We start from the raw sequence: 18,693 nt of genomic DNA, 5'->3' as shown, positions 1-18,693 counted from the left end.
ACGCCAGCGAATTGACGACGCGCGTCAATCGTCAGCGGTCTATTAGGCTCGTACGCATGGCCGACGCACCGTACAAGCTGATCCTCCTCCGCCACGGCGAGAGCGAGTGGAACGAGAAGAACCTGTTCACCGGATGGGTGGACGTGAACCTCACCGCCAAGGGCGAGAAGGAGGCGACGCGCGGCGGCGAGCTGCTCAAGGACGCCGGCCTGCTGCCCGACGTGCTGCACACCTCCCTCCAGAAGCGCGCCATCCGCACGGCGCAGCTCGCCCTCGAGGCCGCCGACCGCCACTGGATCCCGGTCAACCGCTCGTGGCGCCTCAACGAGCGCCACTACGGCGCCCTGCAGGGCAAGGACAAGGCCCAGACGCTCGCCGAGTTCGGCGAGGAGCAGTTCATGCTGTGGCGCCGCTCGTACGACACCCCGCCGCCGGCCCTGTCCGACGACAGCGAGTACTCGCAGGCCCACGACGCCCGCTACCAGACGATCCCGCCGGAGCTGCGCCCGCAGACCGAGTGCCTCAAGGACGTCGTCGAGCGGATGCTCCCGTACTGGTACGACAACATCGTCCCGGACCTCCTCGCCGGCCGCACGGTCCTGGTCGCCGCCCACGGCAACAGCCTCCGCGCCCTGGTGAAGCACCTGGACGGCATCTCGGACGCCGACATCGCGGGCCTCAACATCCCGACGGGCATCCCGCTCTCCTACGAGCTGGACGAGAACTTCAAGCCCCTCAACCCGGGCGGCACCTACCTCGACCCGGAGGCCGCGGCGGCCGCCATCGAGGCCGTCAAGAACCAGGGCAAGAAGTAACGCTGCCCCACGAAAGAGCCCCCTGCCCGCGGTTTCTCCGCCGGCAGGGGGCTTCTTCGCGGGCTGGGGCCGTCTGTGGGCCCGTCAGTGTGAACCCACGACGCCTCGCGCACACCTCACCCCCCGCTCGCCGGTCTTCGGCAGGCGGGGGTTCGTCGTGTTCTGCGGGTGTTCTGGGGGTGTACCAGGTGTGTGACATCGCGAGGTGGGGCGCTGTGCCCGGGGGTTGGGCGTTGCTACGTTCCCCGCAGGGGCGGCCGTGTGGGTGTCGCCCGTGAAGAGGGGGACCTCCCTATGAACGCCGACCGTCTCAGACCCGTCGTCCTCGCGCTCGCCGCCGGCGCGCTCGCCGTCGTGCTCACCGGATGCCAGCAGGGCGGTGCCGCCGCCGGTGGTGCCGCGCCGAGCGCGCCCGCCACGAGCACCGCCGCTCCCGGACCGGCCGGATCGGGTGGGGGCGGCACGCCGACCGCCGTCCCCACCGACGCGCCGACCGCCGCTCCGGCGGTGAAGAAGCCGGCCTCCCCGAAGACCTCCGAGCCCGCGCCGAAGCCCAAGCCCGCCGCGCCCGCACCCACCTGTGTCGACTCGACGCCCGGGCCCGACGACGTCGACCCCGACGAGTTCGCCCTCTACCGGATCGAGGAGCTCGACGGCAGCACCGGCAAGGTGAACCTCGTCATCCAGCACGGGGCCTGGGGCTGCGGGTCGCCCGACTCCGACGGGGGGCCGTTCGTCGTCACCGGCGAGGAGAGCCGCTGGGCCCTCGACCAGGCCGCGTACGTCACCGCCACCAACCCGATCGTCACCAGCGCCGAGAACCAGCGGATCGGCGTGCAGGAGCTGATCGACTGGGTGAAGGCCCACCCCGACTCGGGGCTCGTCTTCCGGTACGAGACCGGGGACGACGGGGCGATCCACCGTCTCGAAGAGGTCTTCACCCCGTAGGCCCCGCCCCGTCCTTGCGCCGGACGGGTGAGGGCGAAACCTTCCGGCCGCGGTGCGCCGCTTATGGAGCGGGGGCCAGGGTTAGGGGTGGGGTGACCTTGGTCGTCTCCGTCGAAACGAGAACCCCGTGCGTCTCCGCCACTCCGTCGCCGCCGTCTGCGGCGCACTCGCCCTCACCGCCGCCCTGGCCTCCCCCGCCCACGCCGCCACCGGCGACTTCAGCTACCGGTTCGTCGGGATCACCGGCGCCCAGGAGTGGATCGCGCTGCACGACCCGGCGAGCGGCGAGTGCATCACGATCGCCGAGGCCGCCGACCCGGACGCCTCCGAGCCCGCCTTCGCGCCGCACAACGACACGGACGAGTACGCGATGGTCTTCACGGGGACCGACTGCTCGGGCGACTCCTGGACCCTCCGCCCCCACGGCCGCCCGGCCAGTGACCGGCTGAAGCTGCGTTCGGTGATGTTCTTCCAGCCCTAGGGGGTGTTTTCGGATCAGGCCGGGCTCGTAGGGCCTGATCCGAAAGACGGGCTCTAGCGGGCCCCTCGCTCGTCGGGACCGCGCGCGTCCGCCTCCGGGTATTCGCGCGCGGACACCGGGAGGACTCGCTACCGTCCACCGCATGAGCACGTCACTCCGCCTGGAGCAGGTCACCCCCGCCACCGTCGACGCCGCACTCGCACTGCGCGTCCACCCCCATCAGGAGCACAACGTCGCCCCCGTCGTGCGCTCCCTCGCGGAGGCCTACGCCTTCGGGGAGAACGCCTGGCCGCGGCTGATCTTCGACGGCGACGAGCTCGTCGGCTTCCTGATGGCCTTCCTCGACATCCCGTGGAACGAGGAGCGGGACCCGGACGACCGGCGCAGCGGCCTCTGGCGGCTCAACATCGCGGCCGACGCACAGAGCAAGGGGTACGGGCGCTTCGCCGTCGAAGCCGTGCGCGACGAGCTGCGCCGGCGCGGCGAGCGGCGGTTCTACGTGACCTGGGAGCCCGGTGAGGACGGGCCCGGCGCCTTCTACGACCGGCTGGGGTTCCGTACGACCGGCGAGGTCAGCGGCGGCCAGGTCGTCGGCGTGCTCGACGTGTAGGAAGGGCAGGGGGTGGGGTGCGGCACCCGCACCCCACCCCCTCATCGGTCAGCCCGAGCAGCCCCCGCACTGGCACGGGGAGCCCGACTGGCAGCCGCAGCCGCAGCCCGAGCCGCAGCCGCAGGCGCCGAGCACGGGCAGGAACACCGCCTCACGCGGCGCCTCCGTCCCGGATTCGGTCGTCATGGGGGATTCGGCCATGGGGGTCCCTCCCTTTCGAGGCGCGCTTCGCCTCCCCCCATTGCATGCCCACTCGGACCGGCGCATCAACGGCGCATCGGCGCCCGTGCGCGTAGGTCCCGCCCGCCGGACAGGCCCTACGCGCCCTCCACCGGCGCGTCCGCCGCCTGCAGCTCGTCCGCGTGCTCACCCGTCACCAGGTACACGACGCGCTTCGCCACCGACACCGCGTGGTCCGCGAACCGCTCGTAGTACCGGCCGAGCAGCGTCACGTCCACGGCCGTCTCGATGCCGTGCTTCCAGCGGTCGTCCATCAGGTGCTGGAAGAGCGCCCGGTGCAGCAGGTCCATCTCGTCGTCGTCCTGCTCCAGCTGGAGCGCCAGGTCGACGTCCTTCGTGATGATGACCTCCGCCGCCTTCGCCATCAGGCGCTGCGCCAGCTGCCCCATCTCCAGGATGGTCGCGTGCAGGTCCCGCGGCACCGCCGTGTCCGGGAACCGCAGCCGCGCCAGCTTCGCCACGTGCTGCGCCAGGTCGCCGGAGCGCTCCAGGTCGGCGCTCATCCGCAGCGAGGTCACCACGATCCGCAGGTCCGTCGCCACCGGCTGCTGCCGGGCCAGCAGCGCTATCGCCCGCGCCTCCAGGTCGTGCTGGAGGTCGTCGACCTTCTGGTCCGCCGCGATCACGCTCTCCGCGAGCTTGAGATCCGCGTCGAGCATCGCCGTCGTGGCGCGCCCGATCGCCGACCCGACCAGCCGGGCCATCTCGACCAGGCCCTCGCCGATCGAGTCCAGTTCCTCGTGGTACGCGTCCCGCATGGATGTCCCTCTCTACGCAAAACTCCGGGGTCCGGGTGGGGCTTCGGACCCCCACGCTCCCACGTTCGGCCCCCTGTGCGTCCGGTTCCACCCCCTGATGTGAACCGGTACTTTCCCCCAGGTGAACTCTGGGCGACGCACGCCACCCCGGTCGCCAGGGCAAATGAACCACCCGCATCTCCTCGGTGAACTCTGGGCGACGACTGTTCGAGCAGCCACTCGGACGGCTGGGAGAGTGTCCGTGACCCCGCATAACCTTGGGGACATGGACGTGAACGCGGCGGTCGCCGCATTGGCAGCGATCGCCGGCGTGTGTACCGGCGTGATCGCCATGCTGGCGTTCCGCTGGAGCGAGCGCGACCACGCGCGCCCCACCCGCTCCTCCCTGCATACCGATGCCGTGCTCCCGCCCGGCGTCGACACCGTGCTGTCCGTGCTGCGCTCCTCCGCGGTCGTCCTCGACGAGAGCGACTCCGTGGTGAAGGCCAGCTCGGCGGCGTACGCACTCGGCCTGGTCCGCGGCGGCAAACTGGCCGTCGAACCCATGCTCAACATGGCCCGCGACACCCGCCGCGACGGAGAGATACGGCAGGTGGAGCTGGACCTGGCCCGGCGTGGCAACGGACGCGGCGAGGCCCTCGCCGTCTCCGCCCGGGTCGCCCCGCTGGGCTCGCGGCTCGTGCTGCTCCTGGTCGAGGACCTCACCGAGGCCCGTCGTATCGAAGCGGTACGACGCGACTTCGTCGCCAACGTGAGCCATGAGCTCAAGACCCCCGTCGGCGCGCTCTCCCTGCTCTCCGAGGCGGTCATGGACGCCTCGGACGACCCCGAGGCGGTCACCCGCTTCGCCGGCCGGATGCAGATCGAGGCGACCCGCCTCACCAACCTCGTACAGGAGCTCATCGACCTCTCCCGCGTGCAGAACGACGACCCGCTGGACGACTCCGAGCCGGTCTCCGTGGACGAGCTCGTCGCCGAGGCGATCGACCGCTCCCGGCAGCCCGCCTCCACCAAGCAGATCAGCATGGTCTCCGGCGGTGCCGCCGGCCTGCACGTGTGGGGCAGCCGGGGCCAGCTCGCCGCGGCCCTCGGCAACCTCGTCGAGAACGCCGTCAACTACTCACCGGCCCGTACGAGGGTGGGCATCGCCGCCCGTCGTGTCGCCGCGCCCGCCGGAGACGTGATCGAGATAGCCGTCACCGACCAGGGCATCGGCATCCCCGACAAGGACAAGGAGCGCGTCTTCGAGCGCTTCTACCGCGTCGACCCGGCCCGCTCCCGTGCCACCGGCGGTACGGGGCTCGGCCTGGCCATCGTCAAGCACGTGGCCGCCTCCCACGGCGGGGAGGTCACCGTCTGGAGCACCGAGGGTCAGGGCTCCACCTTCACCTTGCGGCTGCCCGAGGCGGGCGCCGTACGGGACCGCCGTCCCGCCTCTTCGCCCACCCCCGATCTCATGACCGAACCGCTTCACGCCCCGGAGGTCCTTCCGTGACCCGAGTGCTCGTCGTCGAGGATGAGGAATCCTTCAGCGACGCCCTGTCGTACATGCTCCGCAAAGAGGGCTTCGAGGTCGCCGTCGCGGCGACCGGGCCCGACGGCCTCGACGAGTTCGAGCGCAACGGAGCCGACCTCGTGCTCCTCGACCTGATGCTTCCGGGCCTGCCCGGCACCGAGGTGTGCCGCCAGCTGCGCGGCCGCTCGAACGTCCCGGTGATCATGGTGACCGCCAAGGACAGCGAGATCGACAAGGTCGTCGGCCTGGAGATAGGAGCCGACGACTACGTGACCAAGCCCTTCTCCTCGCGGGAGCTGGTCGCCCGCATCCGCGCGGTGCTGCGCCGCCGCGGGGAGCCGGAGGAGGTCACCCCGGCGGCCCTGGAGGCCGGCCCGGTCCGCATGGACGTCGACCGTCACGTGGTGACGGTCTCCGGAGGCAAGGTCGACCTGCCGCTGAAGGAGTTCGACCTCCTGGAGATGCTGCTGCGCAACGCGGGCCGCGTGCTGACCCGCATGCAGCTCATCGACCGGGTGTGGGGCGCGGACTACGTCGGCGACACCAAGACCCTCGACGTCCACGTCAAGCGCCTCCGCGCCAAGATCGAGCCGGACCCGGGCGCGCCGCGGTACCTCGTGACGGTGCGGGGACTGGGGTACAAGTTCGAGCCGTAGACCGGCCGGGGCCGAGCGGGCCGGACGAGGTCCGGCCGGGGCGCGGCCCGAGCCGTCGTGGACGGCCCTCCGAGTACGCCGAAGGGGCGCCCCCGTCCGGGGGCGCCCCTTCGCGCGTGACTGCGTGCCGTCAGTGGCCGGCGGTCGTCGGCTCGCCCGACGCCGGGGTCTCGGCGCCGTGCGAGGCCTCGCCCGAGGGCGACGCCGAGGAGGTCGGCGTGGCGGCCGGGGCGGTGGTCGGGGCGGCCGGGACGGCCTCGGGGCCGAAGTCCTTGAAGTAGCTCGTCGCCGGGACGATGAAGGCGTTCAGGGCGACGTCGCCGGTCTTGCTCAGCTTGAAGACGACCTTCTGGGCGTCGCCGTTGCGGGCGGCCTCGGAGCCGTTCTCGATGACGGCGGAGGCGTTGCCCTTGCCGCCGATCAGGACGGAGCCGTGGGCCGGGACGGTGATCGGGCCGGTGCCCTCGGCCGCCTTCAGCTTCACGACGGCCTTCGTGCCGGGCAGGGTGATCGCGTCGATGGTCTGCGGCAGGCGGCCGTTGTTGAAGACGCTGGCCGAGACGACGGCCGGGCCCTTGGCGCCGGGCTCGGGCTGGGTGACGACCAGCGCGTTCTGGATCTTGACGTCGTCCACCGTGACGGCGGCGTTGTCCGGGCGTACTTCCAGCGTCTGCGCGTCGTTGCCCGCACCACAGGCGGACAGCGCGGCGACGGAGAACACGATGGCGGTGGCGGCGAGGGCGCCGCGTCGAAGGCTGCGGCTCACGGCGGCGGCATCTCCTAGGACGTACGGACGGGCGTGGGAACCAAGGGACAGCTAAGGGTGTGTCAGCGCGCTTAGGTTACCGAGCCTCACTCCGCGTCCCGCACCCGACCCGCCCCTAACCGGTCAGAGCCGTCCTCGGCGAGCTGCCGGGACGCCCGCGCGGCGCCCTCCCGCCGCCCGCCGCCGACCGGCCGCCGCGCTCGATCACCACCCGCCCGCGCGCTCGCCGCCCACTCACCCGCGTGTCCGTCGCGAACCCGCCCATGTGGCTGGATCACGACCCATTGACCTGTTGTTCACATAACCGCCTTGATCAATTCGGGGGCGTCCCCGCATTCCCCGCAGCCGCTCCCGCGGAAAATCCCGCACCGATGTCGGTTGATGTCCACTGATCAATTTCGGGAATCACCCCCACATGCCTCCGTACGGGTGAGCGATCCTCGAACGGAGTACGTGAAGAAGGCCACTCCGAACCAGACAAAACGGGACATCACTCCTTCTTGGGGGGTCTCCAGGTGTGTGTAACGTGTGCGTTTCTCTCCGTCCACGCAGCCGCTCCCACCTGCGAATACCGCCTTCCGGAAGCCCTCCGCAGCACGTCCGTGTCGCCGTTGTCAAGCCCCGAGATATGCCCTGACCTGCGAAAACGCCATTCAGAAGAAGCCGAATCCGTGTTACCCTGGATAGCCACGGAAGGGGTACCTGTCACATGACGTTCAAGGTTGGCGACACCGTGGTCTATCCCCATCACGGGGCCGCGCTGATCGAGGCCATCGAAACTCGCCAGATCAAAGGCGTGGACAAGACCTACTTGGTGCTCAAGGTCGCGCAGGGCGACCTGACGGTTCGTGTGCCGGCGGACAATGCGGAGTTCGTCGGTGTTCGCGACGTGGTCGGTCAGGACGGGCTGGACCGGGTCTTCGAGGTGCTGCGTGCGCCGTACGCCGAAGAGCCGACGAACTGGTCCCGTCGCTACAAGGCAAATCTCGAAAAGCTCGCCTCGGGCGATGTCATCAAGGTCGCCGAAGTGGTGCGCGACCTGTGGCGTCGTGAGCGCGAGCGCGGACTTTCCGCAGGTGAGAAGCGCATGCTCGCCAAGGCTCGGCAGATTCTGGTGAGCGAGCTGGCCCTCGCGGAGAACACGAACGAGGACAAGGCCGAGGCTCTCCTCGACGAGGTCCTCGCGTCCTGAGCCGCGACTCCGCGGTGAAGCACGGTGAAGTAGCGAAGTAGTGAGCGATGCCGCGGTGCCCGCTGGCGTACTGTGATCCACACAGTGCTGTCGCCGGGCGCTGCGGCATGTTCGCGTACGTATGCGGCTCGTCCATGTGACCGCACCGCTGCAGTAACCCGCACCCCCTGAACTTCTCCACGTCCGAGCCCCTGTGCCGACGCGGCCACGCCTCGACCGTCGTCACGGAAAGGGCCCGGTCAAGGCGGAGCGTCCGGCACGGTGAAGGCCATACCCATGTCGGCCGCGGAAACAAACCTGCCGGAGTGCAACCGATGTCAGACGAAGCGCGTCCCCGTCGTACCGCCGTGGTGATCCCGGCCGCAGGGCGGGGCGTACGCCTCGGCCCGGGCGCCCCCAAGGCGCTCCGCGCGCTGAACGGCACCCCCATGCTCATCCACGCCGTCCGCGCGATGGCCGCCTCCCGCGCGGTCTCGCTCGTCGTCGTGGTCGCGCCCCCCGAGGGCGCCGCCGAGGTCAAGAACCTCCTCGACGCCCACGCCCTGCCCGAGCGGACCGACTACCTCGTCGTCCCCGGCGGCGAGACCCGCCAGGAGTCCGTCCACCTCGGCCTCCAGGCGCTCCCCGAGGGCGTCACCACCGTCCTCGTCCACGACGCGGCCCGCCCCCTGGTCCCCGTCGAGACCGTGGACGCCGTCATCGAGGCCGTACGGGACGGGGCCGTCGCCGTCGTCCCCGCGCTGCCCGTCGCCGACACCGTCAAGGAGGTCGAGCCGGCCGAGAAGCCCGGCGACCCCGAGCAGGTCGTCGCCACCCCGGTCCGCGCCCGCCTCCGCGCCGTCCAGACCCCGCAGGGCTTCGACCACGACACCCTGGTCAACGCCCACGCCACCATCGCCCTCACCGGTGAGGGCGCCACCGACGACGCCGGCATGGTCGAGAAGCTCGGCGCGCCCGTCGTCGTCGTGCCCGGCCACGAAGAGGCCTTCAAGGTGACCCGCCCCCTCGACCTCGTCCTCGCCGAGGCCGTACTCGCCCGCAGGAGGGCCAACGATGGCTTCTGAGTCGCCGCTTCTTCCCCGTACCGGCATCGGCACCGACGTCCACGCCTTCGAGAAGGGCCGCGAGCTGTGGTGCGCGGGCCTGCTGTGGGAAGGCTCCGACAGCGACGGGTACGGCCTCGCCGGGCACTCCGACGGTGACGTCGCCGCCCACGCCGCCTGCGACGCGCTCTTCTCCGCCGCCGGCATCGGCGACCTCGGCGCCCACTTCGGGACCTCGCGCCCCGAGTGGTCCGGCGCCTCCGGCGTCACCCTGCTCGCGGAGGCCGCCCGGATCGTCCGCGCCGAGGGGTACGAGATCGGGAACATCGCCGTGCAGGTCGTCGGGGTCCGCCCCAAGATCGGCAAGCGGCGCGACGAGGCGCAGAAGGCGCTGAGCGAGGCGGCGGGCGCGCCCGTCTCCGTCTCCGGCACCACCACGGACGGCCTCGGCCTCACCGGCCGCGCCGAGGGCCTCGCCGCCCTCGCGACCGCCCTCGTCATCCCCGTATCGCCCCGGCAGCAGTGAAAAACGTGCCCCGCCGCCGGGAATCGGTCGCAGGGCACTACCACACGCCCACTACCCTGGAGTGGTGACCATTCGCCTGTACGACACCAGCGCCCGGCAGATCCGTGACTTCACCCCGCTCACGCCGGGCTCCGTCTCGATCTACCTCTGTGGTGCCACCGTGCAGGCGGCCCCGCACATCGGCCACATCCGGTCGGGGCTGAACTTCGACATCATGCGCCGCTGGTTCGCGTACCGCGGTTACGACGTCACGTTCATCCGCAACGTCACCGACATCGACGACAAGATCATCAGGAAGGGCGCCGAGCAGGGCCGCCCCTGGTGGTCCATCGGCTACGAGAACGAGCGCGCGTTCAACGCCGGTTACGAGGCCCTCGGTTGCCTCCCGCCGACCTACGAGCCCCGCGCCACCGGTCACGTCCCCGAGATGATCGAGATGATGCGGGGTCTGATCGAGCGCGGCCACGCCTACGAGGCGGACGGCAGCGTCTACTTCGACGTGCGCTCCTTCCCGGGGTACCTGGAGCTGTCCAACCAGGACATCGACGACCTCCGTCAGCCCGACGAGGGCGTCTCCGGCAAGCGCGACCCGCGGGACTTCGCCATGTGGAAGGCGACCAAGCCGGGCGAGCCCGACTGGGAGACCCCGTGGGGCCGCGGCCGCCCCGGCTGGCACCTGGAGTGCTCGGCCATGGCCCACAAGTACCTGGGGTCCGCCTTCGACATCCACGGCGGCGGCCTCGACCTGATCTTCCCGCACCACGAGAACGAGATCGCCCAGGCCAAGGCCTTCGGCGACGAGTTCGCCCGGTACTGGGTGCACAACGCCTGGGTCACCATGAGCGGCGAGAAGATGTCGAAGTCGCTCGGCAACAGCGTGCTGGTGTCCGAGATGGTGAAGAACTGGCGCCCCATCGTCCTGCGCTACTACCTGGGCACCCCGCACTACCGCTCGATGATCGAGTACAGCGAGGAGTCCCTGCGCGAGGCCGAGTCGGCGTTCGCCCGCATCGAGGGCTTCGTCCAGCGCGCCACCGAGAAGGCCGGGACGACCGTCGCCCCCGCCGACGAGGTGCCGCCGGCCTTCGCCGAGGCCATGGACGACGACCTGGGCGTGCCGCACGCGCTCGCGATCATCCACACCACCGTCCGCCAGGGCAACAGCGCCCTCGCCGCGGACGACAAGGACGAGGCCATCGCCCGCCTCGCCGAGGTCCGTGCCATGCTCGGCGTCCTCGGCCTGGACCCGCTCGACCCGCACTGGGCCGAGGAGTCCGGCGGCGGCGAGGAGCTCCACGGCGTCGTCGACACCCTCGTGCGCCTCGTGCTCCAGCAGCGCGAGTCGGCGCGCGAGCGCAAGGACTGGGCGACCGCGGACGCGATCCGCGACCAGCTGGCCCAGTCCGGCCTCGCCATCGAGGACAGCCCCGACGGCCCCCGCTGGACGCTGGGCAACCGTTAGAAGAAGTGCCGCTCGGGACTCCGGGCGGCACACTTCAGTTACAGACTTCGTACGTCAGCAGAGGAAATCAGGTAGTCATGGCCGGGAACAGCCAGCGCAGGAACCGTCGCACGTCCAACAAGAAGGGTGCGACGGTCGGCAGCGGTGGCCAGCGGCGCAAGGGCCTCGAAGGCAGGGGCCCGACGCCCAAGGCCGAGGACCGCAAGGGCCACAAGGCGTACCGCGTCTCCAACGCGATGGCCCGGCAGGCGGCCAAGCGCAAGCCCGTCGCCCGCCGCGGCGGCAAGGGACTGTCCGAGATGGTCGTCGGCCGCAACCCGGTCTTCGAGGCCCTGCGCGACGGCGTGCCCGCCACGACGCTGTACGTGCAGCAGTTCATCGACAACGACGAGCGCGTGCGCGAGGCCCTGAACCTCGCCACCGGCCGCGGCAACATCCACATCATGGAGGCGCCGCGCCCCGAGCTCGACCGGATGACGAACGGGCTCAACCACCAGGGCCTCGTCCTCCAGGTCCCGCCGTACGAGTACGCGCACCCCGAGGACCTGGTCGCGGCCGCCTTCGACGACCACGACGACCCGCTGATCGTCGCCCTCGACGGCGTCACCGACCCGCGCAACCTCGGCGCCGTCGTCCGCTCGGTCTCCGCCTTCGGCGGCCACGGCGTCGTCGTCCCCGAGCGGCGCGCCGCCGGCATGACCGCCGGCGCCTGGAAGACCTCGGCCGGCACCGCCGCCCGCACCCCGGTCGCCCGCGCCACCAACCTGACCCGCTGCCTGGAGGCGTACCAGAAGGCCGGCGTCACGGTCGTCGGCCTCGCCGCCGACGGCGACCGCGAGGTCCACGAGCTGGAGGAGCTGGGCGGCCCGGTCGTCATCGTCGTCGGCTCCGAGGGCAAGGGCCTCTCCCGCCTCGTCGGCGAGACCTGCGACTTCCTCGTCCGCATCCCGATGCCGGGCGGCGCCGAGTCGCTCAACGCCGGTGTCGCCGCCGGCGTCGTCCTCTACGAGGCGGCCCGCCGCCGCATGGGCTGACACGGGCCTCGCCGTACGGCCTGACGGGCGGCTCAGCCCGTCAGGCCGGCCAGCCGGGCGCGGGTCAGGACGGCGATCGTGAAGCCGTCCGTGATCCGCCCGTCGGCGATCATGGCCTCCGCCTCCGCGAACGGCACCGTGCGCGCCTCCCGGATGCCCTCGCCCACCGCGAGCCGCCCGATCCCGTCGACGTACGCAGCGAACAGCAGCACCCGGTCCCCGGTCAGCCCCGAGTCCGGATGCACCTCGCCGAGCGGCACCAGCTTCCGTACCTGCGCGCCGATCTCCTCGTCGAGCTCCTTCCGCGCGTTCGCCTCGCCGGTGAGACCGGCCGTGCCGAAGCCGCGCGGGACCTCCCAGAGCCAGGACCGGGTGGCGTGCCGGTAGTGCTCGATCAGCACCACCCCGCCGTCCAGCAGCGGCAGGACCACGCACCCCTGCTCGGCGGTCGCGCTCACCGCGCGGATGTACGCGCCGGTCCGGCCGTCGGGGAACCGCACCGGGTCCCGCACCAGCATCACGTACGGATCCTGGTAGACCACCCCGCCGGCGGCCGCGACCGCGTCCGGGGCGGTGAGGATCTCGATGCCGCCCGGCTCGTTGCGGAACAGCTCCGGCCGCTCCGCGAGCAGCCGCGCGTAGCGTTCCGCGGGCTCCGTGCTCATGGGTCCTGCCTTCCCCGGCCCTCCGGCCGCTCTCCTCAGTCGGGCTGACGCTGCTGGTCCGCCTGGCGGAGGCTGCCGACCGGCAGGCCCGTCTCGACGACCTGCCCGCCGTACGCCCCCACGATCGCTTTCCAGTCCCGCTTCAGGTTGCCCAGTCGCAGCGTCGGCAATGTCAGCGAGTGCCCGAGGCCTCCGCGCCGGCCCTTCGCTCCCCGGTCGAAGAACTCGAGCCGGATCGTCAGCGCCCCGGCGGCCGCGGTCAGACCCTGTACCACCCCCGCCATCAGCGACACCTCCTCGCCGCTCGTGATCTGCAGGGCGACCCCACCGGCCTCGACGACCAGGGCCGTGACGATGTCCCGGGTGTAGCCGCCGCCGGCGGCGCTGCTCGTCGCCCGCGCGGCCTTCAGCATCCGGGCGTGCCGCCGCGCCACCTCGGAGGTGCCCGCGGCGAACTCCTCCGGGGACGGGAGCCGGCCGTGGTCGAAGGCGCCGCCCCGGACGAAGGAGTCGAGGGAGTCCACGTACGCCCGCCACTCCTCCTCCCGCCGCAGCCGGCCGATGTCGGCGAGGGAGAGCCCGGCGTACGAGTTCGGGCCGTCGACCGCCCGGTGCAGGACGTCCGCGAACAGATCCCGCAGCAGCCGGCCGATCGCCTCCGGGTCGTCGTCGCGGGGCCGCAGGTCCGTACGCAGCTCCTGGAGCGTCGAGCGGGGCGGGGAGTCCGGCGGGGTCAGCGGGATCACCCCGCCCGCCCGGGGCACGCCCAGGCTGTAGAGCAGGTCCACCAGCTGCTTGGTGGGGACGACGTGATCGCCGTCCCGCAGCAGGTTCTGGTACGGATCGGTCCCCGGCCGGGTGATGAACCGCTCGTAGACCGCGTTCCGGGTGATGTCCCGGTCGTTGTCCTGCTCACCGGCCCAGAAGTACATGTCCTTCAGGACGCCCTCGCGCATCGACCTGGCCAGCTCCTCCGGGATGCCGAGGTCCTGGGCGAGCTGCTTCGCCCGCAGACGGCGCAGGAGGGAGAGGTGCGAGGAGAAGAAGTTGCCGATCTGCCCGGCCTTGCCGCGGTTCGACTCGTCGTCCCAGTCGAAGCGGACGAGGGCCGGGTCGGCCTCCTCCGTCACCAGCCTGCGCCAGGCGTGGCCGACGGCCCGGTCGTGGGCCCAGGAGAAGTCCGAGGCGGCGTCCCGTTCCGTGTACAGGTACGGGACGATCACGCGGTCGTTCAGGAGCCGGACGAAGGCGTCCCGCTCCACGGGATCGGCGGACGGCAGGTAATTGGAGTACAGCGCCTCGTTGTTGAGGAAGAAGGCCCGGTTGACCACCAGGGTGCCGCTGTTCACGAGCGAGCGGCGCAGCTCGGCGGAGGCCGCTTCGACCGCTTCCACGGGCGGCCGGGCGGGCGCGGAGGCATGCTGGCGGGCGCTCGCGAGAGGGGCGGGCAGCCACTGGTTGTCGAGGGCCTGCGCCATCACCGGGTAGTCGTCGAGATCGCCGAAGACGAGCCGGCGGGGGTCCCGCTCGGGACGGTCCGGGGTCCCGGCGGGGGAGGGCCCGGGGCCCTCGGGGGGCCGGGGCGGCTCGGAGTCCCGGGGGGGCCTCGGCTCGGGCACGCGGCCCCGCGCGGTGTCGGGGCTCTGCTCGGTCGCCGGTCGCGGGACGGGATCGGTCATGGCTGCGCTCCCTCGTGCGTGGTCCGGGTCAACTCTTGTGACTCCAAGAAAGATTGACGAACGGTCATCGAACGATGGTTCCCCTTCCGCCGACGATCTTGACGGGTCTCGGACATTTGCGAGCCGTCAAGGCAGTGTCCTAAACCCAGATCACTCGGTTAGATGAGTGTGGACACCAGAACGCCCCGGCCGGGGTTCGACGATCAGCCCGCGCTGAGCATGGTCAAGGTGGATTCCGATCCCGCCCAGGTGATCGTGAACCACGCCAGCTTCCGTGTGCGGCTCGCGCCGGCCCCGCAGCCGAAGTTCGCGGCCCGTACCGCCGCCCTGTCCGGAGTGGGCGCGGCCGGCCCGCGCCGTCGCCCCGTCGTGTGGACCGGGAAGTCCACGCCGGGCGCGACCGGCCTCCTCCAGGCCGTGCGCGAGTCGTCCGTCTCCACCCTCGAACCCGGCGTCGGCCACGGCGGCCACGGTGTCGGGGACACCCAGGCCATCCCGCGCATCGACACCACCATGCCCACCCCCGTGGTGCCCGCCGGAGCCGCGCCCCTGCTGCCGCCGATGCGCCGCGCCGAGGGCGCCTACGACGAGCTGTACGACCTCGGGCCCGAGCCCGCCGAGCCGTACGAGCACGACGAGCCGGGCGGCCGGACCGCGCAGCGCCACGGACAGGACAACGTCCGGCACGCCTACTACCCCGGGCGCCGGATGAACCTCGGTGTCGTCCTCCTCCCGCTCCGCGTCTTCCTCGGCTTCATCTCCATCTACGCGGGCATGGGCAAGCTCTGCGACCCCGTCTACTTCGACGGCGGCGAGCGCGGCTCCATGGTGAAGTGGCTCAACTCCCTGCACCCCTGGGCGCTCGCCGAACCGCTGCGCGACTTCGCCCTCCAGCACCCCGTCGGCGCCGGACTCACCGTCGCCTTCCTCCAGGTCGTCGTCGGCGTCCTCACGGTCCTCGGGCTCTGGCAGCGCGTCGCCGCCGTCGTCGGCGGCCTGCTCTCCGCCGCCCTCCTCCTGACCGTCAGCTGGAAGACCGTCCCGGTCTACGACTCCGCCGACATCATCTACCTGGCCGCCTGGTCCCCGCTGATCATCGCCGGCGCCCCCGTCTACTCCCTCGACGGCCGCCTCGCCGGCGAGGCCTGGCGCACCCTCGGCCCCCGCGCCGAACTCTGGGACCTCCGCCGCCGCGTCACCCGCCGCAGCACCCTCCTCGCGGCCGTCGTCGTCGGCCTCACCCTCCTCGTCGGCTCCGTCCTCGGCGGCGCCGTCCGCTCCACCGAGATGGTCACCGTCCCGGGCCCCAACGACGACCCGATCAACCACCTCCCCGGCCAGCCGCTCCCCCAGGAGCCCACGCGCAGCGCCCCCTCGAAGGCCGCCTCCACCGCGCCCGAGCCCGCCACCGCGACCAGCGAGGCGCCCGCGCGGAGCGAGGAGACCGAGGAGGCCGCCCGGCCCACCGAGACGACCCGCGAGTCCACCCGCACCCAGGAGCAGCGCCCGACCGCCACCCAGGGCACGAGCACCGGCGGCGCCACCAGCCGTACGCCCACGAAGTCCGAGCCCGCGCCCCCGCCGACCACCAGCGACAGCCCGGCCGGCGCCACCGGCGGCACGACGAGCGGCGGTTCGACGGGCTCGACCAGCACCCCGTCCGAGAGCGGCTCGACGACGGGCGGCGCGCGGAACCCGATCGGCGGCCTGCTGGGCTGACGTACGCGGCCGACGTACGCGGCCGACGTACGCGAGAGAGAAGGTCGGCACCGCCGGGGACGCGGTGCCGACCTTCTCGTGTGCCCGTCGGTCAGGCCTTCTGGGCGGCCAGTTCCTTGGCCGCCTCCGTCAGGTCCTTGGCGGTGTCGATGGCCCTCCAGTACGCGCCGTGGGGCAGCGGGAAGCCCGCCAGGCGGCGCTCGCGGGCGAGGCGGGGGAAGGTGGCCCGCTCGTGGTCGCCGACGTCGGGGAGGAGCTCGGTGAAGGCCGCGGAGAAGACGTACACGCCCGCGTTGATCAGGAACGGCGAGGGCGGCGCCTCGATGAAGTCGGTGATGTTCCCGAAGGTGTCGGTCTCGACGGCGCCCCACGGGATCCGGGGGCGGGCCAGGGCGAGCGTCGCGAGGGCGTCCCGTTCCGTGTGGAAGGCGGCCATCTCGCGCAGCGAGAAGCGGGTCCAGATGTCGCCGTTGGTGGCGTACCAGGGCTGGTCCGGGGCGGGCAGGTGCGCGGCGGCGTACTTGAGGCCGCCGCCGCGGCCGAGGGGTTCGGTCTCGACGACCGTCGTCACCCTCAGCGGCAGGTTCGCGGAGGCCAGCCACTCCTGGAGCACCTCGGCGAGGTGGCCGCAGGAGACGACGGCGTCCGTCACGCCCTCGGCGGCCAGCCAGGAAAGCTGATGGCCGATGATCGGGGTCCCGGTGCCCGGGATCTCGACCATCGGCTTGGGGCGGTCGTCGGTGTACGGGCGGAGCCGTGAGCCCTGGCCGCCCGCCAGGACCACGGCCTGCGTCGGAGTGATGTGCATACGGGGAACGATAGGGGCCCCGTACGTGCTCGGCCGGTCAGCTCGCGGGCGTTCAGCTCGCGCGCATCACGCCGGTCGCGTACGAGGTGTCGCAGACCGGTCGGGAGAAGGACTGGGCGCGCGAGGGGCCGTAGTGCTCGACGGCGGCGCGGCCGAGGGCGCGGGCGATGGAGAAGCAGTGCTGGGCGAGGGAGGGCCGGTTCTCCACCTCGCGCTGGAGGTGGGTGAGGGCCACGCCGGGGTCCTTCTCCTGAAGCTCTGCGAGGAGCTGGTCGCGGAGAATATCCTGCGGGGCACGGGACTTGGCCCGGGTGGAGACGTCCGTGGAGGACGCCGTGAGCTGGGTCCCGGAGTCCTGGCCGGCCCACGGAACGGCGGACACCGCGAGCGTTCCCGAGAGCACCAGGACGACGGGCAGGACGAGGGCGAGAGAGCGGCCGATTCGGCGGGCAGTGTGCGTCACGCAGGCGAGCGTAGCGGCCGGTAGTGATATGGCGACATTTAGTCACTCTCGCGAGGGATGGTTCGAGGCGGCTTTTCGAATTCCGTGTTGACGCCGGGGCCGGAGCGGGGCCCTGAATGCCGGGGTTTTCCGGGGTAAGCCCGTTTAAACGAACGGCCCCGCATCTGCAACAGACGCGGGGCCGTACGGCAGGGCTCAGGGGCGGTCTCAGTCGCTGAGGCGCTCGCCCGTGGAGGTGGAGAAGACGTGCAGCTCGGCGGCGCGCGGGACGACGTGCAGCGTGGAGCCCTTGGCGGGCACGTCACGGCCGCCGACGCGGACCACCAGGTCCTTGTCCTCGCCGCCGACGCGGGTGGAGCCGTACACGAAGCCGTCCGAGCCGAGCTCCTCGACGACGTTGACCGTGACGGCCAGGCCGTCCTTGCTCGTGGGGCCCGAGACGTCGAAGTGCTCGGGGCGGACGCCGACCGTCACCGTGGTGTCGCCCTTGGCGGACGCGGCGGCGATCGCGTCGCGGGAGACGGGGACGACGCTGTTGCCGAACTTCACGCCGCCGTCGGTGATCGGGACCTCGACCAGGTTCATGGCCGGGGAGCCGATGAAGCCGGCGACGAAGAGGTTGGCGGGCTTGTCGTACATGTTGCGCGGCGAGTCGACCTGCTGGAGCAGACCGTCCTTCAGGACGGCGACGCGGTCGCCCATGGTGAGCGCCTCGGTCTGGTCGTGCGTGACGTACACGGTCGTGATGCCGAGCCGGCGCTGCAGACCGGCGATCTGCGTACGGGTGGACACGCGGAGCTTGGCGTCGAGGTTCGACAGCGGCTCGTCCATGAGGAAGACCTGCGGCTCGCGGACGATGGCGCGGCCCATCGCGACACGCTGGCGCTGACCGCCGGAGAGCGCCTTCGGCTTGCGGTCCAGGTACTCGGTGAGGTCGAGGATCTTCGCGGCCTCTTCGACCTTGGCGCGGATCTCGGACTTGTTGACGCCCGCGATCTTGAGCGCGAAGCCCATGTTGTCGGCGACGGTCATGTGCGGGTACAGCGCGTAGTTCTGGAACACCATCGCGATGTCCCGGTCCTTCGGCGGCAGGTGCGTGACGTCGCGGTCACCGATGCGGATGGAGCCGGCGTTGACGTCCTCGAGACCCGCGAGCATGCGCAGGGAGGTCGACTTGCCGCAGCCGGAGGGGCCGACGAGGACGAGGAACTCGCCGTCCGCGATCTCGATGTCGAGCTGGTCGACGGAGGGCTTGGTGGCACCCGGGTAGACCCGGGTGGCCTTGTCGAACGTGACGGAAGCCATGGTGATG

Annotated in this window: 20 protein-coding genes; 12 read left to right on the top strand and 8 right to left on the bottom strand. The window is 71.7% G+C overall.

All coding sequences use genetic code 11. The annotated features are described in order from the left end of the window. The first annotated feature begins 56 nt into the window (after nt 1-56). The 4 genes from BLW86_RS17275 to BLW86_RS17260 all read left to right on the top strand — a co-directional run bounded on the left by BLW86_RS17275 (nt 57) and on the right by BLW86_RS17260 (nt 2,854). The gene (locus tag BLW86_RS17275) at nt 57-815 is read left to right on the top strand and encodes a phosphoglyceromutase (protein ID WP_093874871.1); all 759 of its coding nucleotides are present in this window, start codon (nt 57-59) and stop codon (nt 813-815) included. A 294-nt stretch (nt 816-1,109) separates the two neighbouring features. Next, on the top strand, nt 1,110-1,763 hold the full coding sequence (locus BLW86_RS17270; protein ID WP_093874870.1) for a hypothetical protein: 654 nt from the start codon (nt 1,110-1,112) through the stop codon (nt 1,761-1,763). Between the two features lie 127 nt (nt 1,764-1,890). Then, entirely contained in the window at nt 1,891-2,244 is a 354-nt protein-coding gene (locus BLW86_RS17265) for a hypothetical protein (RefSeq protein ID WP_093874869.1), read from the top strand. 142 nt (nt 2,245-2,386) lie between these two features. Then, a complete protein-coding gene (locus BLW86_RS17260; protein WP_093874868.1) occupies nt 2,387-2,854 on the top strand; it encodes a GNAT family N-acetyltransferase in 468 nt (155 codons plus the stop codon). A gap of 48 nt (nt 2,855-2,902) precedes the next feature. On the opposite strand, the gene BLW86_RS42025 is transcribed toward BLW86_RS17260, so the two are convergent. Together BLW86_RS42025 and phoU are read right to left on the bottom strand one after the other, a co-directional pair. After that, nucleotides 2,903-3,055 (bottom strand): hypothetical protein, encoded by a 153-nt coding sequence (locus tag BLW86_RS42025; protein ID WP_177181680.1) that lies wholly within the window; start codon nt 3,053-3,055, stop codon nt 2,903-2,905. 116 nt (nt 3,056-3,171) lie between these two features. Beyond that, nucleotides 3,172-3,852: a phosphate signaling complex protein PhoU gene (gene phoU, locus BLW86_RS17255; RefSeq protein WP_093874867.1), complete on the bottom strand. Its 681-nt coding sequence runs from the start codon at nt 3,850-3,852 to the stop codon at nt 3,172-3,174. Nucleotides 3,853-4,117: 265 nt separating this feature from the next. On the opposite strand from phoU, the gene BLW86_RS17250 reads away from it, so the two are divergent. Together BLW86_RS17250 and BLW86_RS17245 are read left to right on the top strand one after the other, a co-directional pair. Further along, complete coding sequence (locus BLW86_RS17250; RefSeq protein ID WP_093874866.1) at nt 4,118-5,347, top strand: two-component system sensor histidine kinase PhoR; 1,230 nt, start codon at nt 4,118-4,120, stop codon at nt 5,345-5,347. Next, nucleotides 5,344-6,024 carry a two-component system response regulator PhoP gene (locus tag BLW86_RS17245; protein ID WP_017242433.1) on the top strand — a complete coding sequence of 227 codons (681 nt, stop codon included), beginning with the start codon at nt 5,344-5,346 and terminating at the stop codon, nt 6,022-6,024. Before BLW86_RS17250 ends, BLW86_RS17245 begins: the two co-directional genes overlap by 4 nt. 130 nt (nt 6,025-6,154) lie before the next feature. Here BLW86_RS17245 and BLW86_RS17240 read toward each other — a convergent pair whose 3' ends face one another. Then, nucleotides 6,155-6,790: a DUF461 domain-containing protein gene (locus BLW86_RS17240; protein ID WP_093874865.1), complete on the bottom strand. Its 636-nt coding sequence runs from the start codon at nt 6,788-6,790 to the stop codon at nt 6,155-6,157. Nucleotides 6,791-7,499: 709 nt separating this feature from the next. Between BLW86_RS17240 and BLW86_RS17230 the strand changes: the two genes are divergently transcribed. From BLW86_RS17230 to rlmB, 5 genes are all read left to right on the top strand, one after another. Beyond that, on the top strand, nt 7,500-7,982 hold the full coding sequence (locus BLW86_RS17230; protein ID WP_003953493.1) for a CarD family transcriptional regulator: 483 nt from the start codon (nt 7,500-7,502) through the stop codon (nt 7,980-7,982). Nucleotides 7,983-8,296: 314 nt separating this feature from the next. After that, nucleotides 8,297-9,046, top strand: a complete 750-nt coding sequence (gene ispD, locus BLW86_RS17225; protein WP_093874863.1) for a 2-C-methyl-D-erythritol 4-phosphate cytidylyltransferase — start codon at nt 8,297-8,299, stop codon at nt 9,044-9,046. Continuing rightward, nucleotides 9,036-9,551 carry a 2-C-methyl-D-erythritol 2,4-cyclodiphosphate synthase gene (ispF, locus tag BLW86_RS17220; RefSeq protein ID WP_093874862.1) on the top strand — a complete coding sequence of 172 codons (516 nt, stop codon included), beginning with the start codon at nt 9,036-9,038 and terminating at the stop codon, nt 9,549-9,551. The genes ispD and ispF overlap by 11 nt, the downstream gene beginning before the upstream one ends. Before the next feature lie 64 nt (nt 9,552-9,615). After that, the gene (cysS, locus tag BLW86_RS17215) at nt 9,616-11,013 is read left to right on the top strand and encodes a cysteine--tRNA ligase (protein WP_093874861.1); all 1,398 of its coding nucleotides are present in this window, start codon (nt 9,616-9,618) and stop codon (nt 11,011-11,013) included. A gap of 77 nt (nt 11,014-11,090) precedes the next feature. Further along, on the top strand, nt 11,091-12,047 hold the full coding sequence (rlmB, locus tag BLW86_RS17210; protein WP_093874860.1) for a 23S rRNA (guanosine(2251)-2'-O)-methyltransferase RlmB: 957 nt from the start codon (nt 11,091-11,093) through the stop codon (nt 12,045-12,047). Nucleotides 12,048-12,079: 32 nt separating this feature from the next. Here the strand turns inward: rlmB and BLW86_RS17205 are convergent, their stop codons facing one another. Then, nucleotides 12,080-12,712: an NUDIX hydrolase gene (locus BLW86_RS17205; RefSeq protein ID WP_093874859.1), complete on the bottom strand. Its 633-nt coding sequence runs from the start codon at nt 12,710-12,712 to the stop codon at nt 12,080-12,082. 35 nt (nt 12,713-12,747) lie between these two features. Continuing rightward, nucleotides 12,748-14,391, bottom strand: coding sequence for a hypothetical protein (locus BLW86_RS17200; RefSeq protein WP_093874858.1), 1,644 nt, complete (start codon nt 14,389-14,391; stop codon nt 12,748-12,750). 162 nt (nt 14,392-14,553) lie between these two features. Between BLW86_RS17200 and BLW86_RS17195 the strand changes: the two genes are divergently transcribed. Next, nucleotides 14,554-16,110 (top strand): DoxX family membrane protein, encoded by a 1,557-nt coding sequence (locus BLW86_RS17195; RefSeq protein ID WP_093874857.1) that lies wholly within the window; start codon nt 14,554-14,556, stop codon nt 16,108-16,110. A gap of 91 nt (nt 16,111-16,201) precedes the next feature. Here BLW86_RS17195 and BLW86_RS17190 read toward each other — a convergent pair whose 3' ends face one another. The 3 genes from BLW86_RS17190 to BLW86_RS17180 all read right to left on the bottom strand — a co-directional run bounded on the left by BLW86_RS17190 (nt 16,202) and on the right by BLW86_RS17180 (nt 18,686). Next, complete coding sequence (locus tag BLW86_RS17190) at nt 16,202-16,918, bottom strand: nucleotidyltransferase family protein (RefSeq protein ID WP_093874856.1); 717 nt, start codon at nt 16,916-16,918, stop codon at nt 16,202-16,204. A 52-nt stretch (nt 16,919-16,970) separates the two neighbouring features. After that, a complete protein-coding gene (locus BLW86_RS17185; protein WP_093874855.1) occupies nt 16,971-17,381 on the bottom strand; it encodes a hypothetical protein in 411 nt (136 codons plus the stop codon). Between the two features lie 207 nt (nt 17,382-17,588). Beyond that, entirely contained in the window at nt 17,589-18,686 is a 1,098-nt protein-coding gene (locus BLW86_RS17180; protein WP_093878713.1) for an ABC transporter ATP-binding protein, read from the bottom strand. Nucleotides 18,687-18,693: the final 7 nt, after the last annotated feature.

It is taken from the genome of Streptomyces sp. TLI_105 (genome assembly GCF_900105415.1).
Classification (GTDB): Bacteria; Actinomycetota; Actinomycetes; order Streptomycetales; family Streptomycetaceae; genus Streptomyces.
Note: the sequence above shows the minus strand (reverse complement) of the source record. Positions and strands in the feature narration are given on the sequence as shown.

Bases quoted from the DNA above. Each gene is read 5' to 3' on its own strand.
- BLW86_RS17275 (WP_093874871.1), top strand. From the start codon at position 57: ATGGCCGACGCACCGTACAAGCTGATCCTCCTCCGCCACGGCGAGAGC.
- BLW86_RS17270 (WP_093874870.1), top strand. From the start codon at position 1,110: ATGAACGCCGACCGTCTCAGACCCGTCGTCCTCGCGCTCGCCGCCGGC.
- BLW86_RS17260 (WP_093874868.1), top strand. From the start codon at position 2,387: ATGAGCACGTCACTCCGCCTGGAGCAGGTCACCCCCGCCACCGTCGAC.
- BLW86_RS42025 (WP_177181680.1), bottom strand. From the start codon at position 3,055: ATGGCCGAATCCCCCATGACGACCGAATCCGGGACGGAGGCGCCGCGT.
- phoU (WP_093874867.1), bottom strand. From the start codon at position 3,852: ATGCGGGACGCGTACCACGAGGAACTGGACTCGATCGGCGAGGGCCTG.
- BLW86_RS17250 (WP_093874866.1), top strand. From the start codon at position 4,118: ATGGACGTGAACGCGGCGGTCGCCGCATTGGCAGCGATCGCCGGCGTG.
- BLW86_RS17230 (WP_003953493.1), top strand. From the start codon at position 7,500: ATGACGTTCAAGGTTGGCGACACCGTGGTCTATCCCCATCACGGGGCC.
- ispD (WP_093874863.1), top strand. From the start codon at position 8,297: ATGTCAGACGAAGCGCGTCCCCGTCGTACCGCCGTGGTGATCCCGGCC.
- ispF (WP_093874862.1), top strand. From the start codon at position 9,036: ATGGCTTCTGAGTCGCCGCTTCTTCCCCGTACCGGCATCGGCACCGAC.
- rlmB (WP_093874860.1), top strand. From the start codon at position 11,091: ATGGCCGGGAACAGCCAGCGCAGGAACCGTCGCACGTCCAACAAGAAG.
- BLW86_RS17205 (WP_093874859.1), bottom strand. From the start codon at position 12,712: ATGAGCACGGAGCCCGCGGAACGCTACGCGCGGCTGCTCGCGGAGCGG.
- BLW86_RS17200 (WP_093874858.1), bottom strand. From the start codon at position 14,391: ATGACCGATCCCGTCCCGCGACCGGCGACCGAGCAGAGCCCCGACACC.
- BLW86_RS17195 (WP_093874857.1), top strand. From the start codon at position 14,554: ATGAGTGTGGACACCAGAACGCCCCGGCCGGGGTTCGACGATCAGCCC.
- BLW86_RS17190 (WP_093874856.1), bottom strand. From the start codon at position 16,918: ATGCACATCACTCCGACGCAGGCCGTGGTCCTGGCGGGCGGCCAGGGC.
- BLW86_RS17180 (WP_093878713.1), bottom strand. From the start codon at position 18,686: ATGGCTTCCGTCACGTTCGACAAGGCCACCCGGGTCTACCCGGGTGCC.